Source organism: Pseudomonas sp. GOM7, from assembly GCF_026723825.1.
Taxonomy (GTDB): domain Bacteria; phylum Pseudomonadota; class Gammaproteobacteria; order Pseudomonadales; family Pseudomonadaceae; genus Aquipseudomonas.
Map to the genome: position 1 here is coordinate 128,082 of NZ_CP113519.1, position 16,130 is coordinate 144,211.

The following is a 16,130-nucleotide window of genomic DNA, read 5'->3' on the forward strand; positions in this document are numbered from 1 at the left end:
CGGGCCCGCTGCTGGCAGCGCTCGCCCGGCCATGCCGGTCAACTGTCGCCGAGGCGGAAGCCGACCTTGAGGGTGACCTGATAGTGGCCGACCTTGCCGCCCTCGATATGGCCACGGGTGCTCACCACCTCGAACCAGTCCATGTTGCGTACGCTCTTGGCGCATTCGGCCAGCGCGTTGTCGATGGCGTCTTCGATACTGCTGCGGGACGAACCGACGAGCTCGATCATCTTGTAGGTGTGGTGGTCGGTCATGATGGACTCCTTCGTCTTGGGTGTCTTCTTCAGACTAGCCCGCTACGCATAAGTGTCATCGACCGCTACCTCGACCTCAGAACTGCACTCGATAGGCTGGGGTGAAGGGGCGCTCATGTCACCCAGCCGGGCATTGATCCAACTGACGCCATCCTCGATCCCGCCAAAGGGGTACAGGTGCCAGCCGATGCGGCCCAGTTGCCTGCCGCCGAGCCCCGCCTGCAACTGATCCCAGTAACGCTCGGCACCCACGCGCTGCATCAGGTTGGTCATCGACAAGCCATAGCGGCGCAGGATGGAGGCAGAGGTTGCCACACCGAACTGGCGGGCGAAGCGCAGCAGCTTGCCGACATCGGCCGGGCCGGGCACGCCGATGCGCACGGGGGTTGCGATGCCCTGCTGGCGCAATTGCTCGATCCAGCGCACTACTGCCTCGGCGTCGAAGCCGAACTGAGTGGTGATCTCCACGGCGCAGCCGGCTTCACGGAGAAAATCCAGCTTCCATTTCAGGGCGCGCATGAGTTCGTCCCTGGCGATCTTCGGGTGCCCTTCCGGGTAACCGGTGATCACCACCTGCTCGATGCCGTGGCGCTCCAGCACGCCGCTGGCCAGCAGCGCCAGAGAGTCCTGATAGGGCCCGGCTGGCGTGCTCGGGTCACCACCAACGAACATGAAGCGTTTCGGCGCGGCCTGGGCGATCAGCGCGCCGATCAATTCGTCGCGATCCGACTCGGAGCGTAACCGGCGTGAGGAAATGATCGGCACCGGCTCGGCGTCGCAGGCACGGATGACCTTCGCCGCATGGATACGCTGGGCATGGTCTTCGTTGCCGAGAAAGGCAATGTTGATCGGCGTGCCAGCCGGTATCGCCGCTCGCGCCTGCTCGACTTCGTGGATGCCCTTGCCGGTCACTTCCAGCGTATAGGGGGTGAAATTGCTGCACGGGTTGGACATCGATGCCTCGTCTGAACCGGCCAGGCCGCTGAGCGGGAGGAAAGTCCGGGCGATGCTAGCAACCGACCGCGTGCGCCGCGTCGCTGGTAGCGTCACGCCGTGCTGCAGAGGCGACCAGGGTGGTCAATCCGGAGTTGCCGCCAACTCTTTCGTCAGCCAGTGCGCCAGCCGCTCGCTGCGCGGATCGGCGCGGCGCGTCCACAGCGCCAGGTAGCCACTGGTTTCGACGAAGCCCCAGGGCGCGACCAGGCGCCCGGCGCGCAGGTCGTCGGCGACCAGGGTCTGCGGCGCGATGGCCACGCCGAGCCCAGCCGCGGCTGCCTCCAGCAGATAGTAGAGATGCTCGAAACCCTGGCCCAGTTGCAGCCGCTCGGGTGCCAGCCCTTGGGCATGCGCCCACTGTGGCCAGGCCTGCGGGCGCGAGGTGGTGTGCAGCAGCGGCTCGGCGTACAGCGCGTCGGCATTGGCCGTGGCCAGTTGCGCATGATCGGCATAGCGCGGGCTGAGCACCGGGCCGATGCGCTCGGGCGCCAGCTCGAACACCTGCATGTCAGCGGGCCAGGGCGGGTCGGCAAACAGCAGGGTGGCGTCCACTTCGGCGCTGCGCGGATCCAGCTCGCCCTGGCTGGCCGATAGCTGCAGGCGCAGATCCGGCAGCTCACGCTGCAAGCGATCCAGGCGCGGAATGAACCAGCGTGCCAGCAGGCTGCCGGGGCAACCGAGCACGACGGGACGCTCTTCAGTTTCGCGGCGCAGCGTGGCGCAGGTATCGCGTAGGCGCTCGAAGGCCTCCGAAGCGGCATCGCGCAGGCGCACACCAGCGGCGGTGAGCTTCACGCCACGGCCGTCCTTGTCGAATAGGACGAGGTCGAGCTGCTCCTCGAGCACGCGAATCTGCCGGCTGACCGCACCATGGGTGACGTACAGCTCTTCGGCGGCGCGGCTGACGCTCTGCAGGCGGGCGGCCGCCTCGAAGGCGCGCAGGGCATTGAGTGGGGGCAGGTCGTGGCTCATGGGAGAGGTGATTTTTCCTGACGAGTCAGGGGCATCTAATCACGTTCACCGCCGGGCGCCAACCTGCCGCGCCAATCAGTCCTGCTTGATGCGATGTTCGACGCCGGTGGTTTCGATCTGCGGCTCGTCACCGCTCCAGGTCAGTTGCTGATTGAGGCCGTTGACCTCGATCTGCGTCGGGCCATCGAGGTCGAGTTCGAGCACGTTGCTATCACCGTAAATGGCGATCTGTGCCGGTTGCTGGTCGTTGCCGCGCACCTCGGTTTCTACCTGGTGTTCGCTGCCACTGACTTCGAGACCGGTGACACGCTCGCCCTCGATGCGGTTCTTCACGCCGGTCACCACCAGGCTGGCGGCCTTGCCGAAATTTACCTGCTGCTCGGAGCCATTGACCTCGACCTGGCCACAGTCACCGGTGAGGCGAAACCGGTTGCCATTGCCGGTCACGATCACGTCGAGCCCCTTGCACGGCACCTCGCGCGATACGCCGATGCCATGCAGATCCAGTGTTTGCGCCTGGGCCGTACCCAGACACGCCGCCACCATGCCGCCCACCACCAATACCTTGTGCATTCGCTTTCTCCCTGGAAGAACGGCCCCGTGGCCGCAGCTCCTGGGACTGATCAGGCGCGGCCGAGTTCTGTACCGCCCGGCGTCGAGTATGGAAATGAGGCGTGGCGCACAGATATGATCTGTGAGATTTTCTGACGAATCATCTCAATCAAATCGCTTTTCGCCGCGCCTCATGGGGATAGAATGGCCCCATCACTCAATCGCCCTGCCAGCCCAGTGCTGTCGACAATGGAGCACGCCATGACCTCATTTCGCACCGGCCCCGACGCTCGCGGCCTGTTCGGCCGCTTCGGCGGTCAGTTCGTCGCCGAAACCCTGATGCCGCTGATCAACTCGCTGGCTGCCGAATACGAGAAGGCCAAGAGCGATCCGGCCTTCCTCGAAGAACTCGCCTACTTCCAGCGCGACTACATCGGCCGCGCCAGCCCGCTGTACTACGCCGAGCGGCTCTCCGAGCATTTCGGCGGGGCGAAGATCTACCTCAAGCGCGAAGACCTGAACCACACCGGCGCGCACAAGATCAACAACTGCATCGGCCAGATCCTCCTGGCCAAGCGCATGGGCAAGCAGCGCATCATCGCCGAGACCGGTGCCGGCATGCACGGCGTGGCCACCGCCACCGTGGCTGCGCGCTTCGGCATGCAGTGCGTGGTGTACATGGGCACCACCGACATCGATCGCCAGCAGGCCAACGTCTTCCGCATGAAGCTGCTCGGCGCCGAGGTGATCCCGGTCACTGCCGGCACCGGCACTCTCAAGGACGCCATGAACGAAGCCCTGCGCGACTGGGTGACCAACGTCCACAACACCTTCTACCTGATCGGCACTGCCGCAGGTCCCCACCCGTACCCGGCCATGGTGCGCGACTTCCAGTCGGTGATCGGCAACGAAGTGCGCGGGCAGATCCTCGAGAAGGAAGGGCGTCTGCCCGATTCGCTGGTGGCCTGCATCGGCGGTGGCTCCAACGCCATCGGCCTGTTCCACCCCTTCCTCGATGACCAGAGCGTGCAGATCGTCGGCGTCGAGGCAGCCGGCCACGGCATCGACACCGGCAAGCATGCGGCGAGCATGGCCGGTGGCGCGCCGGGCGTGCTGCATGGCAACCGCACCTTCCTGCTGCAGGACGACGACGGCCAGATCACCGATGCCCACTCGATTTCCGCCGGCCTCGACTACCCCGGCGTCGGCCCGGAACACGCCTGGTTGCATGAGATCAAGCGCGTCGAATACGTGCCGATCAGCGATGACGAAGCCCTCGAAGCCTTCCACCAGTGCTGCCGCCTGGAAGGCATCATCCCGGCCCTGGAAAGCGCCCACGCGCTGGCCGAAGCCTTCAAACGTGCACCCAAGCTGCCCAAGGATCACCTGATGGTGATCAACCTGTCCGGTCGTGGCGACAAGGACATGCAGACCGTGATGCACCACATGCAGGACAACCAGGAGAAGCACGCATGAGCCGCCTGCAAAGCCGTTTCGCCGAACTGAAAGCGGAAAACCGCGCCGCGCTGGTGACCTTCATCACCGCCGGCGACCCCGACTACGCCACCTCGCTGAGCATCCTCAAGGGCCTGCCGGACGCTGGCGCCGACGTGATCGAACTGGGCATGCCCTTTACTGACCCGATGGCCGACGGCCCGGCCATCCAGCTCGCCAACATTCGTGCGCTGGCCGGCAAGCAGGGCATGCAGCAGACGCTGCAGATGGTTCGCGAATTCCGCCAAGGCAACCAGAGCACGCCGCTGGTGCTGATGGGCTACTACAACCCGATCTTCGTCTACGGCGTCGAGCGCTTCATCAGTGACGCCAAAGAGGCCGGCGTCGACGGCCTGATCGTGGTCGACCTGCCGCCTGAGCACAACGACGAGCTGTGTGAACCGGCGCAGAGTGCAGGCATGGACTTCATCCGCCTGACCACCCCGACCACCGACGACGACCGCCTGCCCACCGTGCTGGCTGGTAGCTCCGGGTTCGTCTACTACGTGTCGGTGGCCGGCGTGACCGGTGCCGGCGCGGCGACCATGGATCACGTCGAGGAAGCTGTGACGCGCCTGCGCCGCCACACCGACCTGCCCGTATGCATCGGCTTCGGCATCCGCACCCCGCAGCACGCTGCCGAAGTGGCCAAGCGCGCCGAGGGCGCGGTGGTCGGCTCGGCGCTGATCGACAAGATCGCCGAGGCGAAAAGCCCGCAGCAGGCCATCGACGGCGTGCTCGGCCTGTGCCGCGAACTGGCCGAAGGGGTACGCGGCGCGCGCCGCTGATACCCCTCTCTGGCATACGAGAAAGCCGCTGGCGGAGCGATCCATCAGCGGCTTTTTTCATGGCTTTGTAGCCTGGGTCGAGCGTAGCGATACCCGGGAATTGGTTGATGGGTTTTGCGAGGCTCTACCCATCCTACGCGATCAGTGTTCCGAGCCTGCCCGCTTGAGCAACTGCTTGCAACGCTCGGACAGGTGCATCACACGCAGGTGCTTGCCGGCGCGTTCGTAGCGTTCGCGCAGGGTTTTCAGCGCGGCGATGGCCGAGTAGTCGACGAAGCTCAGGTGGCGGCAGTCCAGGGTTACCTGCTGCGGGTCGTCGGCCGGCTCGAACTGCGCCAGGAAGGTGGTGCAGGAGGCGAAGAATAGCGTGCCGTGAGCGCGATACAGCTTGCTGCCGTCAGCCTGCATATCGCTGTCGGCGTACAGTTCGCGGGCGTGCTGCCAGGCGAAGTTGAGCGCGGCGATGACGATGCCGCATAGCACGGCGGTGGCCAGGTCGGTGGCCACGGTGATGGCGGTCACCGCGACTATCACCAGCACGTCATTGGCCGGCACCTTGCCGGCCACGCGCAGCGAGCCCCAGGCGAAAGTCTGCTGCGCCACCACGAACATCACCCCCACCAGCGCGGCCAGCGGAATGCGCTCGATCAGCGGTGAGAGGAACAGCACGAAGAGCAGGATCATCACCCCGGCGACCACGCCGGACAGCCGCCCACGCCCGCCCGAGCTGAGGTTGATCACGGTCTGGCCGATCATCGCGCAGCCGCCCATGCCGCCGAACGCACCGGAGACCATGTTGGCCGCACCGAGCGCCACACACTCACGGTTGGTCATGCCGCGGCTCTGGGTAATCTCGTCGGTGAGGTTGAGGGTCAGCAGGGTTTCCAGCAGGCCGACCAACGCCATCAATACCGCGTAGGGTGCGATGATTTGCAGCGTTTCCAGATTCCAGGGAATGTCCGGCAGGGCGAACTGCGGCAAGCCGCCGGCTATGTGCGCCATATCGCCAAGAGTGCGCGTGGGCAGATCGAGCAGGTGTACCAGCAAGCCGACGCCGAGAATCGCCACCAGCGCCGGCGGTACCGCGCGGGTCAGCTTCGGTAGCAGATAGACCACCGCCATGGTCAACGCCACCAGCCCTAGCATCCAGGACAGCGCAGCGCCCTGCAGCCAGCCACCGTCGGTATGGAAGTGCTCCAGTTGCGACATCGCGATGACGATCGCCAGGCCGTTGACGAAGCCCAGCATCACCGGGTGCGGCACCATGCGGATCAGCTTGCCCAGGCGCAACAGGCCGAACGCCAGCATGATCAGGCCGCCGAGCAGCACCGTGGCCAGCAGGTACTGCACGCCGTGCTGCACCACCAGGGCGACGATCACCACCGCCATCGAACCGGCCGCGCCGGAAATCATCCCCGGCCGGCCGCCGAACAGGGCGGTGAGGGTGCAGATGATGAAGGCGCCGTACAGGCCCATCAGCGGGTTGAGCTGAGCCACCAGGGCGAAGGCAATGCACTCGGGCACCAGGGCGAAGGATGAGGTTAGGCCGGCCAGCAGGTCGGCACGCAAGCGTGCGGGTTTCATGAGCAACAACGAATGGTCGAGCAAAAAGGGCGCGCATGGTAACCCCCGAGGCCACTGGCAGCCACCCGTCATGCCTCTGGCTCTCGACAATCACCTCCCGTAGGGTGGACAACGCTTTTTTGTCCACCATCGGATCGTTAGGTGGTGGACGGGTGAAGCGTCGTCCACCCTACGCATGATGACCACAATGAACAGGAGACGCCTGATGAGCAAAAACCTGCTGATTACCGGCGCCAGCCGCGGCATCGGCCGTGCCACCGCCCTGCTCGCCGCAGCGCAAGGCTGGACGGTCGGGGTGAACTACCGCAGCGACCGCGCCGCCGCCGATGAGGTGGTGGCACGGATCTCCGCCCTGGGCGGCAAGGCTGTCGCTCTGCCTGGTGATGTGGCGGTCGAAGAGGACGTACAGCGTCTGTTTGCGGCCATGGACGAGCTTGGCCCGCTGCATGGCCTGGTGGTCAACGCCGGTATCGTCGCCCCACCCATGCCGTTGCTGGACATGAGTGGCGAGCGCCTGCGGCGCATGTTCGAGGTCAACGTGCTGGGCAGCTATCTGACCGCCCGTGAAGGCGCCCGGCGCATGGCCCGTAGTCGCGGCGGCGAGGGTGGTGCGATGGTGCTGGTGTCGTCGGTGGCCGCCAGCCTCGGCTCGCCCTTCGAGTACGTCGACTATGCCGGCGCGAAAGGCGCCATGGACGTGCTGACCCGCGGCTTGGCCAAGGAGCTGGGCGGCGAGGGCGTGCGGGTCAATGCCGTGCGCCCGGGGCTGATCGATACCGAGATCCACGCCAGCGGCGGCCAGCCGGATCGCGCCGAGCGCCTGGGCAAAGCCACGCCGCTGGGCCGTGCCGGGCGTGCCGAAGAGGTCGCCGAGGCCATCCTCTGGCTGCTCGATGACAAGGCCAGCTACACCACTGGCGCACTGATCGATATTGCCGGCGGGCGTTGAGCGAGTTGCTGGCAGCCGGCCGGATCGGCAGACTCTTGCACGAAACGCCAGCAACCCGCAGGCGTCCGTGACCGAAGCGCAACAATGAAGACCAGCCTGGAAGAAATGCTCGCCTTCGTCAGCGTGGTCGACAGCGGCTCGATCAGCGCCGCCGCCGAACAGCTCGAGCAAACCGCGTCAGGGGTGAGCCGGGCGCTGAGTCGCCTGGAGGAGAAGCTCGCCGTCACCCTGCTGCGGCGCACCACCCGGCGCCTGGAGCTGACCGAGGAGGGCGAACTGTTCCTGGCTCAGGCGCGGCGCATCCTGACCAGCGTCGAGGAAGCCGAGGAGCAGATGGCCCTGCGCCATCAGGCTCCGGCCGGGCGTCTGCGCATCAACACTGCCTCGCCCTTCATGCTGCATGTGATCGTGCCGTTGATCGGCGAGTTTCGCGCGCTTTATCCGCAGATCGAACTGGAGCTCAACAGCGACGACCGCATCATCGACCTGCTGGAGCGACGCACCGATCTGGCCATCCGCATCGGCCACCTACCGGACTCCAGCCTGCACGCCCGGCCGCTGTGCCACAGCCGCCGGCGGGTGCTGGCCAGCCCTGAATATCTACGTCAGCACGGCACCCCGGCACGCACCGAGGCGCTGGCCGGGCATAGCCTGCTCGGTTTCACCGAACCCGACAGCCTCAACGAGTGGCCATTGCGCCATGCCCTTGGCGAGCGCTGGCGCATCGCCCCAAGCCTGTGTGCCTCCAGCGGCGACACCCTGCTGGCACTGGCGCTGGCCGGTGAGGGCCTGGTGTGCCTGTCGGACTTCATGACCGCTGCCGCCCGCGCCAGCGGTGCGCTGGTGGAGGTGCTGGCCGAGCAGCGTGTCGAGGTGGGGCAGCCGATCAATGCGGTGTACTACCGCAACACCGCGCTGGCTTCGCGTATCACCTGCTTTCTCGATTTCCTCAGCGAACGGCTGGGCAACCCGAATTGACGTAATCCGGATTACCTCCGAGTTACGCGGCACAAGCGCAACAAAAAAGGTTCTTCGCGGAATCTCGGGTAAGTAAGTCTTGACACTGGACTGGCAAGTTTGTGTGTGATCTTGTCGGCATGCATTGGTGTTCTGGACGCCGCTTTGGGTGTTTTCAGGTATTCCGGGTTTCGCCCCCTCGGGCGACTCACTTTTCTTTGAAATGCGCAAAGAAAAGTAAGCAAAAGAAACGCACCCCCGCCATCCGGGTCTCGCTTCGCTCGACTCCCCTCACTCCGGCATTGCTCCGGGGTCGGCTTACAAGGGCCATCCCTGGCCCTTTAAGCCTCTCGCGGCATCCATGCCGCTCGCCCCCTGCGCAATGCCTGCGTTCGGCCTCCTGAAGGGGGAGTTAGCGCGCCTGAACGTACAGTTATTCCGAGCATGCGCGGCGTGTTCTAGTAGCGATGAAGTCGCGATTGGGGCGTCGAATTAAACCAATAGTTTCATTCGAGCAGTTTCATGCATTGAACAGCTTGCCGGCTTGCAGCCGGCATTCAGGTCAGCCCTAAGGCTGACCCATGTTCAAGCACTCCACGCTAATTCTGGGTTACCTAGGGTTCAGGCGCGTGCAGAGCCCGCCCAGGAGGGCGAACGGAGTCGTCGTGGAAGAGGTTGAGCGACATGGATGTCGCGAAAGTCGCGATGGGCCAGGGATGGCCCACCGCGGCGGGCCTCTGGAGCGGCGATGGAGTGAGCGAACCCTGGCGCAGCCAGGGCCGGATGAAAGGGCGGAGGTTTTGGTTACTTTTGCCCCAAAAGTGACTCGCCCGGGAGGGCGAAACCAAAAAACATCAGCAAAAACGCGGCAATCCGGAACAAGCACTCACACAAACTTGCCAGTCCGGTGTCAACCAGGTATTCCCCCTGAAAATGCGATGAACCACAAAAAAGGGCGACTCATCGAGTCGCCCTTTTTGGCATCAGCGCTAGATCACTGCTTGGCCTGCAGGCTCCACTCGGCCAGCTTCTGCTGCTTGTAGCTGAGTGCGGCGGCCGGCACCGGGGAGACCTTGCCGGTTTCCAGCCAGCGCTTGAGGCGGTTGGCGTCGGCCATATGGGTGTACTTGCCGAAGGCGCCAAGGACCACGAAGGCCACCTGGCGGTTGGCCATGGTGGTGGCCATCACCAGGCAACGGCCGGCGGCGTTGGTGAAGCCGGTCTTGCTCAGGTAGATGTTCCAGTCGGCCTTGCGCACCAGGGCGTTGGTGTTGCGAAAACCCAGGGTGTAGTTGGGCTTGCGGAAGGCCATGGTGGCTTCCGAATCGGTGGTGAACTGGTGGATTAGCGGGTACTGGCGGGCCGCCTTGACCATCAGCGCCAGGTCACGGGCGGTGGAGACATTGTCTTCCGACAGGCCGGTGGGTTCGACGAAGTGGCTGTGGGTCATGCCCAGCGCCTTGGCCTTGGCGTTCATCGCCTTGATGAAGGCCGTCTGGCCGCCCGGATAATGGTGGGCGAGGCTGGCCGCCGCGCGGTTTTCCGAGGACATCAGCGCCAGGTGCAGCATGTCGCGGCGGCTCAGTTCACTGCCCACGCGAACGCGGGAGAACACGCCCTGCATTTCCTTGGTGTCGCGGATGTTGACGGGCAGCACCTCATCCAGCGGCAGCTTGGCGTCGAGCACCACCATGGCGGTCATCAGTTTGGTGACCGAGGCGATCGGCAGGCGCAGGTCAGGGTTGCTGGAATACAGCTCCTTGCCGGTCTTCAGGTCGACCAGCAGTGCACTGCCGGCGGCCAGTTCCTGCTTGGGTTGGGCCACAGCGGCCTGGAGGTTCGAGACAGCAAGGCTGCTGCACAGCAGCATGCCCAAAATCGAATGACGGAGTTTCACGGTTCACTTCACCGGTTGGAGTGTGGGAGCCGCTGGCGGGTGATGGAAAACGACCGGCTAGAGCGGCGGTGCTCAGTATAAGGATCACGTTTGGCTATTGCAGTATGGCCCGATCAAACGCTCGCTGCCGACGAATCCAGCTCCGCCTGCAACCAGTCGACGAAACGCTCGGTCAGGCGCTGGCGACGCTTGCGCTCGGGTAGTACCAGGTAATAACCAAGTGCCGAGTGCGCCTCGGCGTCACCCAGGCGACAGAGCAGCCCCTGAGCGAGCAGTTCATCCACCAGATGACGCCAGCCGATGGCCACGCCTTGCCCGGCAATGGCGGCCTGGATCAGCAGGGTGTAGTTGTCGAAGCGCAGCGCACCGGGCGTCGGCATGCTGGCGATGCCAAGGGCACGGAACAGGCTATCCCAGTCGAACCAGCGCGAGCGATGTTCAGGGCGCAGGTGCAGCAACGGCAGGTCAGTCAGCGCCGCGACCGGCAGCGGTGGCTGGCGTGCGCCGAGCAGGCGCGGGCTGCACACCGGGAACACCTCTTCGCGGAACAGCAGATGGGCCTCGCCGTGCTTGAAGCGGCCATCACCGAAGCGAATCGCCACGTCGATGTCACTGGGCACCGTGGCCGGGTCACGCTCGCTGGTGATCAGGCTGACGTCCACCTCCGGGTACAGGCGGTTGAAGCGCTGCAGACGCGGCATCAGCCAGTAGGCGGCGAAGGCGAAGTCGGTGGCCACCTGCAGCACCTCATGCTGCTGGCGCGTGGTGACGGCGACGAGCCCGGCATCGAGACTGGCCAGCCCTTCCTGCACATGGCTCAGCAGCAACTCGCCGGCCTCGGTCAGGACGATGCCGCGATAGACGCGGTCGAACAGGCGTGTGGCCAGTTGCTGCTCAAGGCGCTTGATCTGCTGGCTGATGGCCGGCTGGCTGCTACCCAATTCACTGGCGGCGGCGGTGAAACTGAGCTGGCGCGCCGCCGACTCGAACACCCGCAGCGCGTCGAGCGACAGTCCATCGATGGCTTTAAACATAAGCTCTGCTTATCCAAGGCATGTTTCACAGCCGGGTTTACCCTGCTGCCGTTCTACCGGAATCATGGCTCCCGCACTGTCGCATAAACCAACAGTATGGAATACCCGCCACCATGAAGCGCCCGAACATCCTCTTCATCATGGCCGACCAGATGGCCGCGCCAATCCTGCCGCTGCACGATGCCGCTTCGCCGGTGCAGATGCCCCACCTGATGAAGCTGGCCGAGCAGGCCGTGGTGTTCGATTCGGCCTACTGCAACAGCCCGCTGTGCGCGCCGTCGCGCTTCACCCTGGTCAGCGGCCGCTTGCCGTCGAAGATCGGCGCCTACGACAATGCCGCGGAATTTCCCGCCGACGTGCCGACCTATGCCCACTACCTGCGCCGCCTCGGCTATCGCACGGCGCTGTCGGGCAAGATGCACTTCTGTGGCCCGGATCAGCTACACGGCTACGAGGAACGCCTGACCAGCGACATCTACCCCGCCGATTATGGCTGGGCAGTGAACTGGGACGAGCCGGACGTACGTGCTAGCTGGTACCACAACATGTCCTCGGTGCTGCAGGCCGGCCCCTGCGTGCGCAGCAACCAGCTCGACTTCGACGAGGAGGTGGTATTCAAGGCCCGCCAGTACCTCTATGACCACGTGCGCCTGACGCCCGAGCAGCCATTCTGCCTGACCGTGTCGATGACCCACCCGCACGACCCCTACACCATTCCCCGCGAATACTGGGATCGCTACGAGGGCGTGGACATTCCTCTGCCGCGCCAGCACATCGAGCAAAGCGAGCAGGACCCGCACTCACAGCGTCTGCTCAAGGTCATCGACCTGTGGGACAAACCGCTGCCCGAGGACAAGATCCGCGACGCCCGCCGCGCCTACTTCGGCGCCTGCAGCTATATCGACGACAACATCGGCAAGCTGCTGAAGACGCTGGAAGAATGCGGCCTGGCCGAGGACACCCTGATCGTCTTCTCCGGCGACCACGGTGACATGCTTGGCGAGCGCGGCCTCTGGTACAAGATGCACTGGTTCGAGATGTCCGCCCGCGTGCCACTGCTGGTGCATGCGCCGCAGCGCTTCGCCGCGCATCGCGTCAGCCAGTCCGTCTCCACTCTCGATCTGCTGCCAACGCTGGTGGAACTGGCCGGCGGCCAGGTCGACCCGGGCCTGGAGCTGGAAGGTCGCTCGCTGCTGCCGCACCTAAACGGCGAAAGCGGCCACGACGAAGTGCTCGGTGAATACATGGCCGAGGGCACCACCAGCCCGCTGATGATGATCCGCCGCGGGCCATGGAAGTTCGTCTATTCCGAGCAGGATCCGCTGCTGCTGTTCAACCTCGAAAGCGACCCGCAGGAGCGCCGCAACCTGGCCGAATCCAGTGAGCACAAGGGCATCCTCGCCGGTTTCCTCGCCGAGGCCCGCGAGCGCTGGGATGTCCCGACCATCCACGCCGCCACCCTGGCCAGCCAGCGCCGCCGCCGCCTGGTGGCCGAAGCGCTGAGCCAGGGCAAGCTGACCAGTTGGGATCACCAGCCCTGGGTCGACGCCAGCCAGCAATACATGCGCAACCACATCGACCTCGACGATCTGGAGCGCCGCGCCCGTTTTCCTCAGGTATGAACCTTTACCCACTGCCGCCCCCAAAAGGACACCTCTAAAAACTACCTGCGTTGCCATCACTGCGTTAAAAACAGGCTCAAAATGCTCATTTACAGCTCGTAAACTCCGCTTTTTCGCCTGTTTTTGCCTTGCGCTGGCTGCCTCGCCTACGTTTTCAGAGGCGCCCAACACAGAAGAAAAAAGGAGAGACGCCATGAACCGATTCAATGCGCTGTTACTCGCCACCGCGCTCAGCAGCGCCGGCAATGTCTGGGCCGAGGATGCAGCCTGCAGCACGGTCAAACTGGGTGATCCGGGCTGGAGCGATATCGCCGTGACCAACGGCATCGCCAGCTTCCTGCTCGACGGCCTGGGCTACCAGACGCAGAGCCAGACCCTGGCGGTGCCGATCATCTTCGCCGGCCTGCAGAAGGGGCAGATAGACGTCTTCCTCGGTAACTGGATGCCGGCGCAGCAGAGCAACTACGACAAATTCGTCGCCAGCGGCGAGGTGGACAAGCTGGCGCAGAACCTCGAGGGTACCGAGTACACCCTGGCCGTGCCGACCTATGCCTATGAAGCCGGGGTGAAGACCTTCGCCGACCTCGACAAGCACGCCGACAAATTCGGCAAGAAGCTCTACGGCATCGCTTCCGGTTCGCCGGCTAACGAGTCGATCAAGCAGATGATCGCCGCCGACGAGTTCGGCCTCGGCGACTGGAAACTGGTGGAGTCCAGCGAGCAGGCGATGCTGGTGCAGGTCGGTCGCGCGGTGAAGCGCGATCAGTTCGTGGTATTCCTCGGCTGGACACCGCATCCGATGAACGTGCAGTACGACATGAAATACCTCAAGGGCGGCGAGAAGTATTTCGGCGACAGCGGCCAGGTCAACACCCTGGCGCGCAAGGGCTATGCCGCGCAGTGCCCGAACGTCGGCAAGCTGCTCACCAACCTGCGCTTCACCCAGGACATGGAGAACAGCATCATGGATCAGGTACTGAGCAAGCAGGCCAGCAACGACGCGGCGATCAAGGCCTGGCTCAAGGCCAACCCGCAGGTGCTCGATGGCTGGTTGCAGGGCGTCACCACCCGCGATGGCGGCGACGGCCTGGCGGCGGTGAAGGCGCGGCTGTAACGGCTCTCATCCGGTAGGAGCGAACGGGCGGCGTTCCCCTTCATTCGCGATAGGATGTGGCACAGTGTGCCGACTCTGATCGCGAATGAATTCGCTCCTACCGACCGTGGTCACGCTTGAGCCGGATCGTTCTGGCAGCGGCTGCCGGGCCACGTCGTTTACACTTCACCCTTTGGTTCATCTCAAACCCGTAGACGATGCCGCTACCCGACCTCCAGACCCTGTTGCCCTTCCTGCGCTGGCTGCCCGGTATTCGCCGCAGCACCCTCGGCAACGACCTGCTGGTGGGCCTGACCGGCGCCATCCTGGCGCTGCCGCAATCGCTGGCCTACGCCCTGATCGCCGGGCTGCCGGCCGAATACGGCCTGTACGCGGCCATCGTGCCGGTGATCATCGCCTGCCTGTGGGGCTCGTCCTGGCACCTGATCTGCGGGCCGACGGCGGCGATTTCCATCGTCCTGTTCACCAGCGTCAGCCCCATGGCCAAGGCCGGCAGCGAGGATTTCATCGCCCTGGTGCTGCTGCTGACCTTCCTGGCCGGGCTGTTCCAGTGGCTGCTTGGCCTGCTGCGCTTCGGCGCCCTGGTGAACTTCGTCTCGCAGTCGGTGGTGCTCGGCTTCACCCTGGGCGCAGCGCTGGTCATCGCCATCGGCCAGGTGCCCAATCTGCTCGGTGTCGAGGTGCCGAGCCAGGCCACGGCGCTGAGCAGCCTGCTGCAGATCGGCCAGCACCTGCCCGAGACGCACTGGCCGAGCCTGGCGCTGGCCCTGTTCACCTTTTTGCTGAGCCTGGGCGTGCGCCGTCTCTGGCCCAAGGCGCCGGCGTTGCTGATCGGCCTGGTGGTCGGCAGCCTGCTGGCCTGGTTGCTGCCGGCGCGCTACGCCGAACAGATCGCCCTGGTGGCGCCCTTCGCCGGCAACCTGCCGCCTGTAACCGCGCTGCGTTTCGACCTCGACGACGTGCTGCGCCTGCTGCCGGCGGCCGTGGCCTGCGGCATGCTCGGGTTGGTCACCAGCCTGTCCATCGCCCGCGCCCTGGCGGTGAAGTCGCACCAGTTCCTCGACGCCAACCAGGAAGTGCGCGCCCAGGGCCTGTCCAATATCGTCGGTCCCTGGTTCTCCGGCTCGCTGTCGGCCGGCTCCTTCACCCGTTCGGCGCTGAACCTGCAAGCCGGCGCACGCACGCCGCTGGCGGGAATATTCTCGGCACTGCTGGTGGCGCTGTTCGCCCTGTTCGGCGCTGCCCTGCTGGCGCATATCCCGCTGCCGGTGATGGCTGCGGGGATCCTGCTGATCTGCTGGGGGCTGGTGGATCTGCCAGCGATTCGCGCGCTGCGCCGGGTCAGCCAGGCCGAATTCGTGGTGATGCTGCTGACCTTCGCCGCCACCCTGGTGCTGGAGCTGCAGACGGCGATCTATGCCGGCGTGCTGGCGTCGCTGTTCTTCTACCTCAAGCGCACCTCGCAGCCACGCGTGCGCCTGTGGCGCAATGACGACGAAGATGTGCTGCGCATCGAGGGCTCGATCTTCTTCGGCGCCTGTCACTACATCCAGCAACTGCTGCAGAACAGCCACGCGCCGCGCGTGGTGATCGACGCCCGGCACATCAACTTCATCGACTATGCCGGTGTCGAGATGCTGCACCAGGAGGCCCGCCGCCTGCAGGTGCTGCAGCGCAGCCTGGTGCTGCGCCAGGCGCGGCCGCAGGTGGTGGAGGAAATTCGCAAGCTCGAAGGCGCCGAGCACTGCCCGCTGGTCTTCGAGGACTGAGAGCCTGTTCACGATCTCGCGAGCTAGAGCCAGGCAAGGCGAAATCAGGCGAAAAACGCTCGGAGTCGCGTTCGACTTTACGAGTTGTAAATGAGCATTTTTGACGGGGACGCCTCGTCTGGGCTCGCACGCGAGGCTGGTTTCAACG

14 protein-coding genes are annotated in these 16,130 nt (G+C 64.9%); 7 read left to right on the plus strand and 7 right to left on the minus strand.

Translation table 11 applies throughout. The features are described from left to right. Positions 1 to 38: 38 nt before the first annotated feature. The 4 genes from OU800_RS00580 to OU800_RS00595 form a co-directional block, all read right to left on the minus strand. Entirely contained in the window at positions 39 to 254 is a 216-nt protein-coding gene (locus OU800_RS00580) for a dodecin (RefSeq protein ID WP_268180335.1), read from the minus strand. 42 nt (positions 255 to 296) lie between these two features. After that, on the minus strand, positions 297 to 1,208 hold the full coding sequence (locus OU800_RS00585) for a methylenetetrahydrofolate reductase (protein ID WP_268180337.1): 912 nt from the start codon (positions 1,206 to 1,208) through the stop codon (positions 297 to 299). A gap of 123 nt (positions 1,209 to 1,331) precedes the next feature. Beyond that, the gene (locus OU800_RS00590) at positions 1,332 to 2,222 is read right to left on the minus strand and encodes a LysR family transcriptional regulator (protein WP_268180339.1); all 891 of its coding nucleotides are present in this window, start codon (positions 2,220 to 2,222) and stop codon (positions 1,332 to 1,334) included. Between the two features lie 75 nt (positions 2,223 to 2,297). After that, on the minus strand, positions 2,298 to 2,795 hold the full coding sequence (locus OU800_RS00595) for a DUF3060 domain-containing protein (RefSeq protein WP_268180341.1): 498 nt from the start codon (positions 2,793 to 2,795) through the stop codon (positions 2,298 to 2,300). Between the two features lie 240 nt (positions 2,796 to 3,035). Here OU800_RS00595 and trpB point away from each other — a divergent pair, with 240 nt between their 5' ends. Beyond that, complete coding sequence (gene trpB, locus OU800_RS00600; RefSeq protein ID WP_268180342.1) at positions 3,036 to 4,250, plus strand: tryptophan synthase subunit beta; 1,215 nt, start codon at positions 3,036 to 3,038, stop codon at positions 4,248 to 4,250. Further along, positions 4,247 to 5,056: a tryptophan synthase subunit alpha gene (gene trpA / locus OU800_RS00605; protein WP_268180344.1), complete on the plus strand. Its 810-nt coding sequence runs from the start codon at positions 4,247 to 4,249 to the stop codon at positions 5,054 to 5,056. The genes trpB and trpA overlap by 4 nt, the downstream gene beginning before the upstream one ends. 141 nt (positions 5,057 to 5,197) lie before the next feature. On the opposite strand, the gene OU800_RS00610 is transcribed toward trpA, so the two are convergent. Then, positions 5,198 to 6,640, minus strand: coding sequence for a SulP family inorganic anion transporter (locus OU800_RS00610; RefSeq protein WP_268180346.1), 1,443 nt, complete (start codon positions 6,638 to 6,640; stop codon positions 5,198 to 5,200). A 205-nt stretch (positions 6,641 to 6,845) separates the two neighbouring features. On the opposite strand from OU800_RS00610, the gene OU800_RS00615 reads away from it, so the two are divergent. Continuing rightward, on the plus strand, positions 6,846 to 7,589 hold the full coding sequence (locus OU800_RS00615; protein ID WP_268180348.1) for an SDR family oxidoreductase: 744 nt from the start codon (positions 6,846 to 6,848) through the stop codon (positions 7,587 to 7,589). 84 nt (positions 7,590 to 7,673) lie between these two features. After that, positions 7,674 to 8,567 carry a LysR substrate-binding domain-containing protein gene (locus OU800_RS00620; protein WP_268180350.1) on the plus strand — a complete coding sequence of 298 codons (894 nt, stop codon included), beginning with the start codon at positions 7,674 to 7,676 and terminating at the stop codon, positions 8,565 to 8,567. A gap of 973 nt (positions 8,568 to 9,540) precedes the next feature. Here OU800_RS00620 and pbpG read toward each other — a convergent pair. Beyond that, positions 9,541 to 10,416: a D-alanyl-D-alanine endopeptidase gene (pbpG, locus tag OU800_RS00625; RefSeq protein WP_330221416.1), complete on the minus strand. Its 876-nt coding sequence runs from the start codon at positions 10,414 to 10,416 to the stop codon at positions 9,541 to 9,543. A 140-nt stretch (positions 10,417 to 10,556) separates the two neighbouring features. After that, a complete protein-coding gene (locus OU800_RS00630) occupies positions 10,557 to 11,477 on the minus strand; it encodes a choline sulfate utilization transcriptional regulator (RefSeq protein ID WP_268180354.1) in 921 nt (306 codons plus the stop codon). 113 nt (positions 11,478 to 11,590) lie between these two features. On the opposite strand from OU800_RS00630, the gene betC reads away from it, so the two are divergent. The 3 genes from betC to OU800_RS00645 all read left to right on the plus strand — a co-directional run bounded on the left by betC (position 11,591) and on the right by OU800_RS00645 (position 15,982). After that, complete coding sequence (gene betC, locus OU800_RS00635; RefSeq protein ID WP_268180356.1) at positions 11,591 to 13,099, plus strand: choline-sulfatase; 1,509 nt, start codon at positions 11,591 to 11,593, stop codon at positions 13,097 to 13,099. 193 nt (positions 13,100 to 13,292) lie between these two features. Next, positions 13,293 to 14,213: a choline ABC transporter substrate-binding protein gene (locus OU800_RS00640; RefSeq protein ID WP_268180358.1), complete on the plus strand. Its 921-nt coding sequence runs from the start codon at positions 13,293 to 13,295 to the stop codon at positions 14,211 to 14,213. Between the two features lie 197 nt (positions 14,214 to 14,410). Beyond that, positions 14,411 to 15,982: a SulP family inorganic anion transporter gene (locus OU800_RS00645; RefSeq protein WP_268180359.1), complete on the plus strand. Its 1,572-nt coding sequence runs from the start codon at positions 14,411 to 14,413 to the stop codon at positions 15,980 to 15,982. The last annotated feature ends 148 nt before the right edge of the window (positions 15,983 to 16,130 follow it).

Coding starts and splice junctions, on each gene's coding strand:
- OU800_RS00585 (WP_268180337.1), bottom strand. CDS start 1,208: ATGTCCAACCCGTGCAGCAATTTCACCCCCTATACGCTGGAAGTGACC.
- OU800_RS00620 (WP_268180350.1), top strand. CDS start 7,674: ATGAAGACCAGCCTGGAAGAAATGCTCGCCTTCGTCAGCGTGGTCGAC.
- pbpG (WP_330221416.1), bottom strand. CDS start 10,416: ATGCTGCTGTGCAGCAGCCTTGCTGTCTCGAACCTCCAGGCCGCTGTG.
- betC (WP_268180356.1), top strand. CDS start 11,591: ATGAAGCGCCCGAACATCCTCTTCATCATGGCCGACCAGATGGCCGCG.
- OU800_RS00630 (WP_268180354.1), bottom strand. CDS start 11,477: ATGTTTAAAGCCATCGATGGACTGTCGCTCGACGCGCTGCGGGTGTTC.
- OU800_RS00610 (WP_268180346.1), bottom strand. CDS start 6,640: ATGAAACCCGCACGCTTGCGTGCCGACCTGCTGGCCGGCCTAACCTCA.
- OU800_RS00645 (WP_268180359.1), top strand. CDS start 14,411: ATGCCGCTACCCGACCTCCAGACCCTGTTGCCCTTCCTGCGCTGGCTG.
- OU800_RS00615 (WP_268180348.1), top strand. CDS start 6,846: ATGAGCAAAAACCTGCTGATTACCGGCGCCAGCCGCGGCATCGGCCGT.
- trpA (WP_268180344.1), top strand. CDS start 4,247: ATGAGCCGCCTGCAAAGCCGTTTCGCCGAACTGAAAGCGGAAAACCGC.
- OU800_RS00590 (WP_268180339.1), bottom strand. CDS start 2,222: ATGAGCCACGACCTGCCCCCACTCAATGCCCTGCGCGCCTTCGAGGCG.
- OU800_RS00640 (WP_268180358.1), top strand. CDS start 13,293: ATGAACCGATTCAATGCGCTGTTACTCGCCACCGCGCTCAGCAGCGCC.
- OU800_RS00595 (WP_268180341.1), bottom strand. CDS start 2,795: ATGCACAAGGTATTGGTGGTGGGCGGCATGGTGGCGGCGTGTCTGGGT.
- OU800_RS00580 (WP_268180335.1), bottom strand. CDS start 254: ATGACCGACCACCACACCTACAAGATGATCGAGCTCGTCGGTTCGTCC.
- trpB (WP_268180342.1), top strand. CDS start 3,036: ATGACCTCATTTCGCACCGGCCCCGACGCTCGCGGCCTGTTCGGCCGC.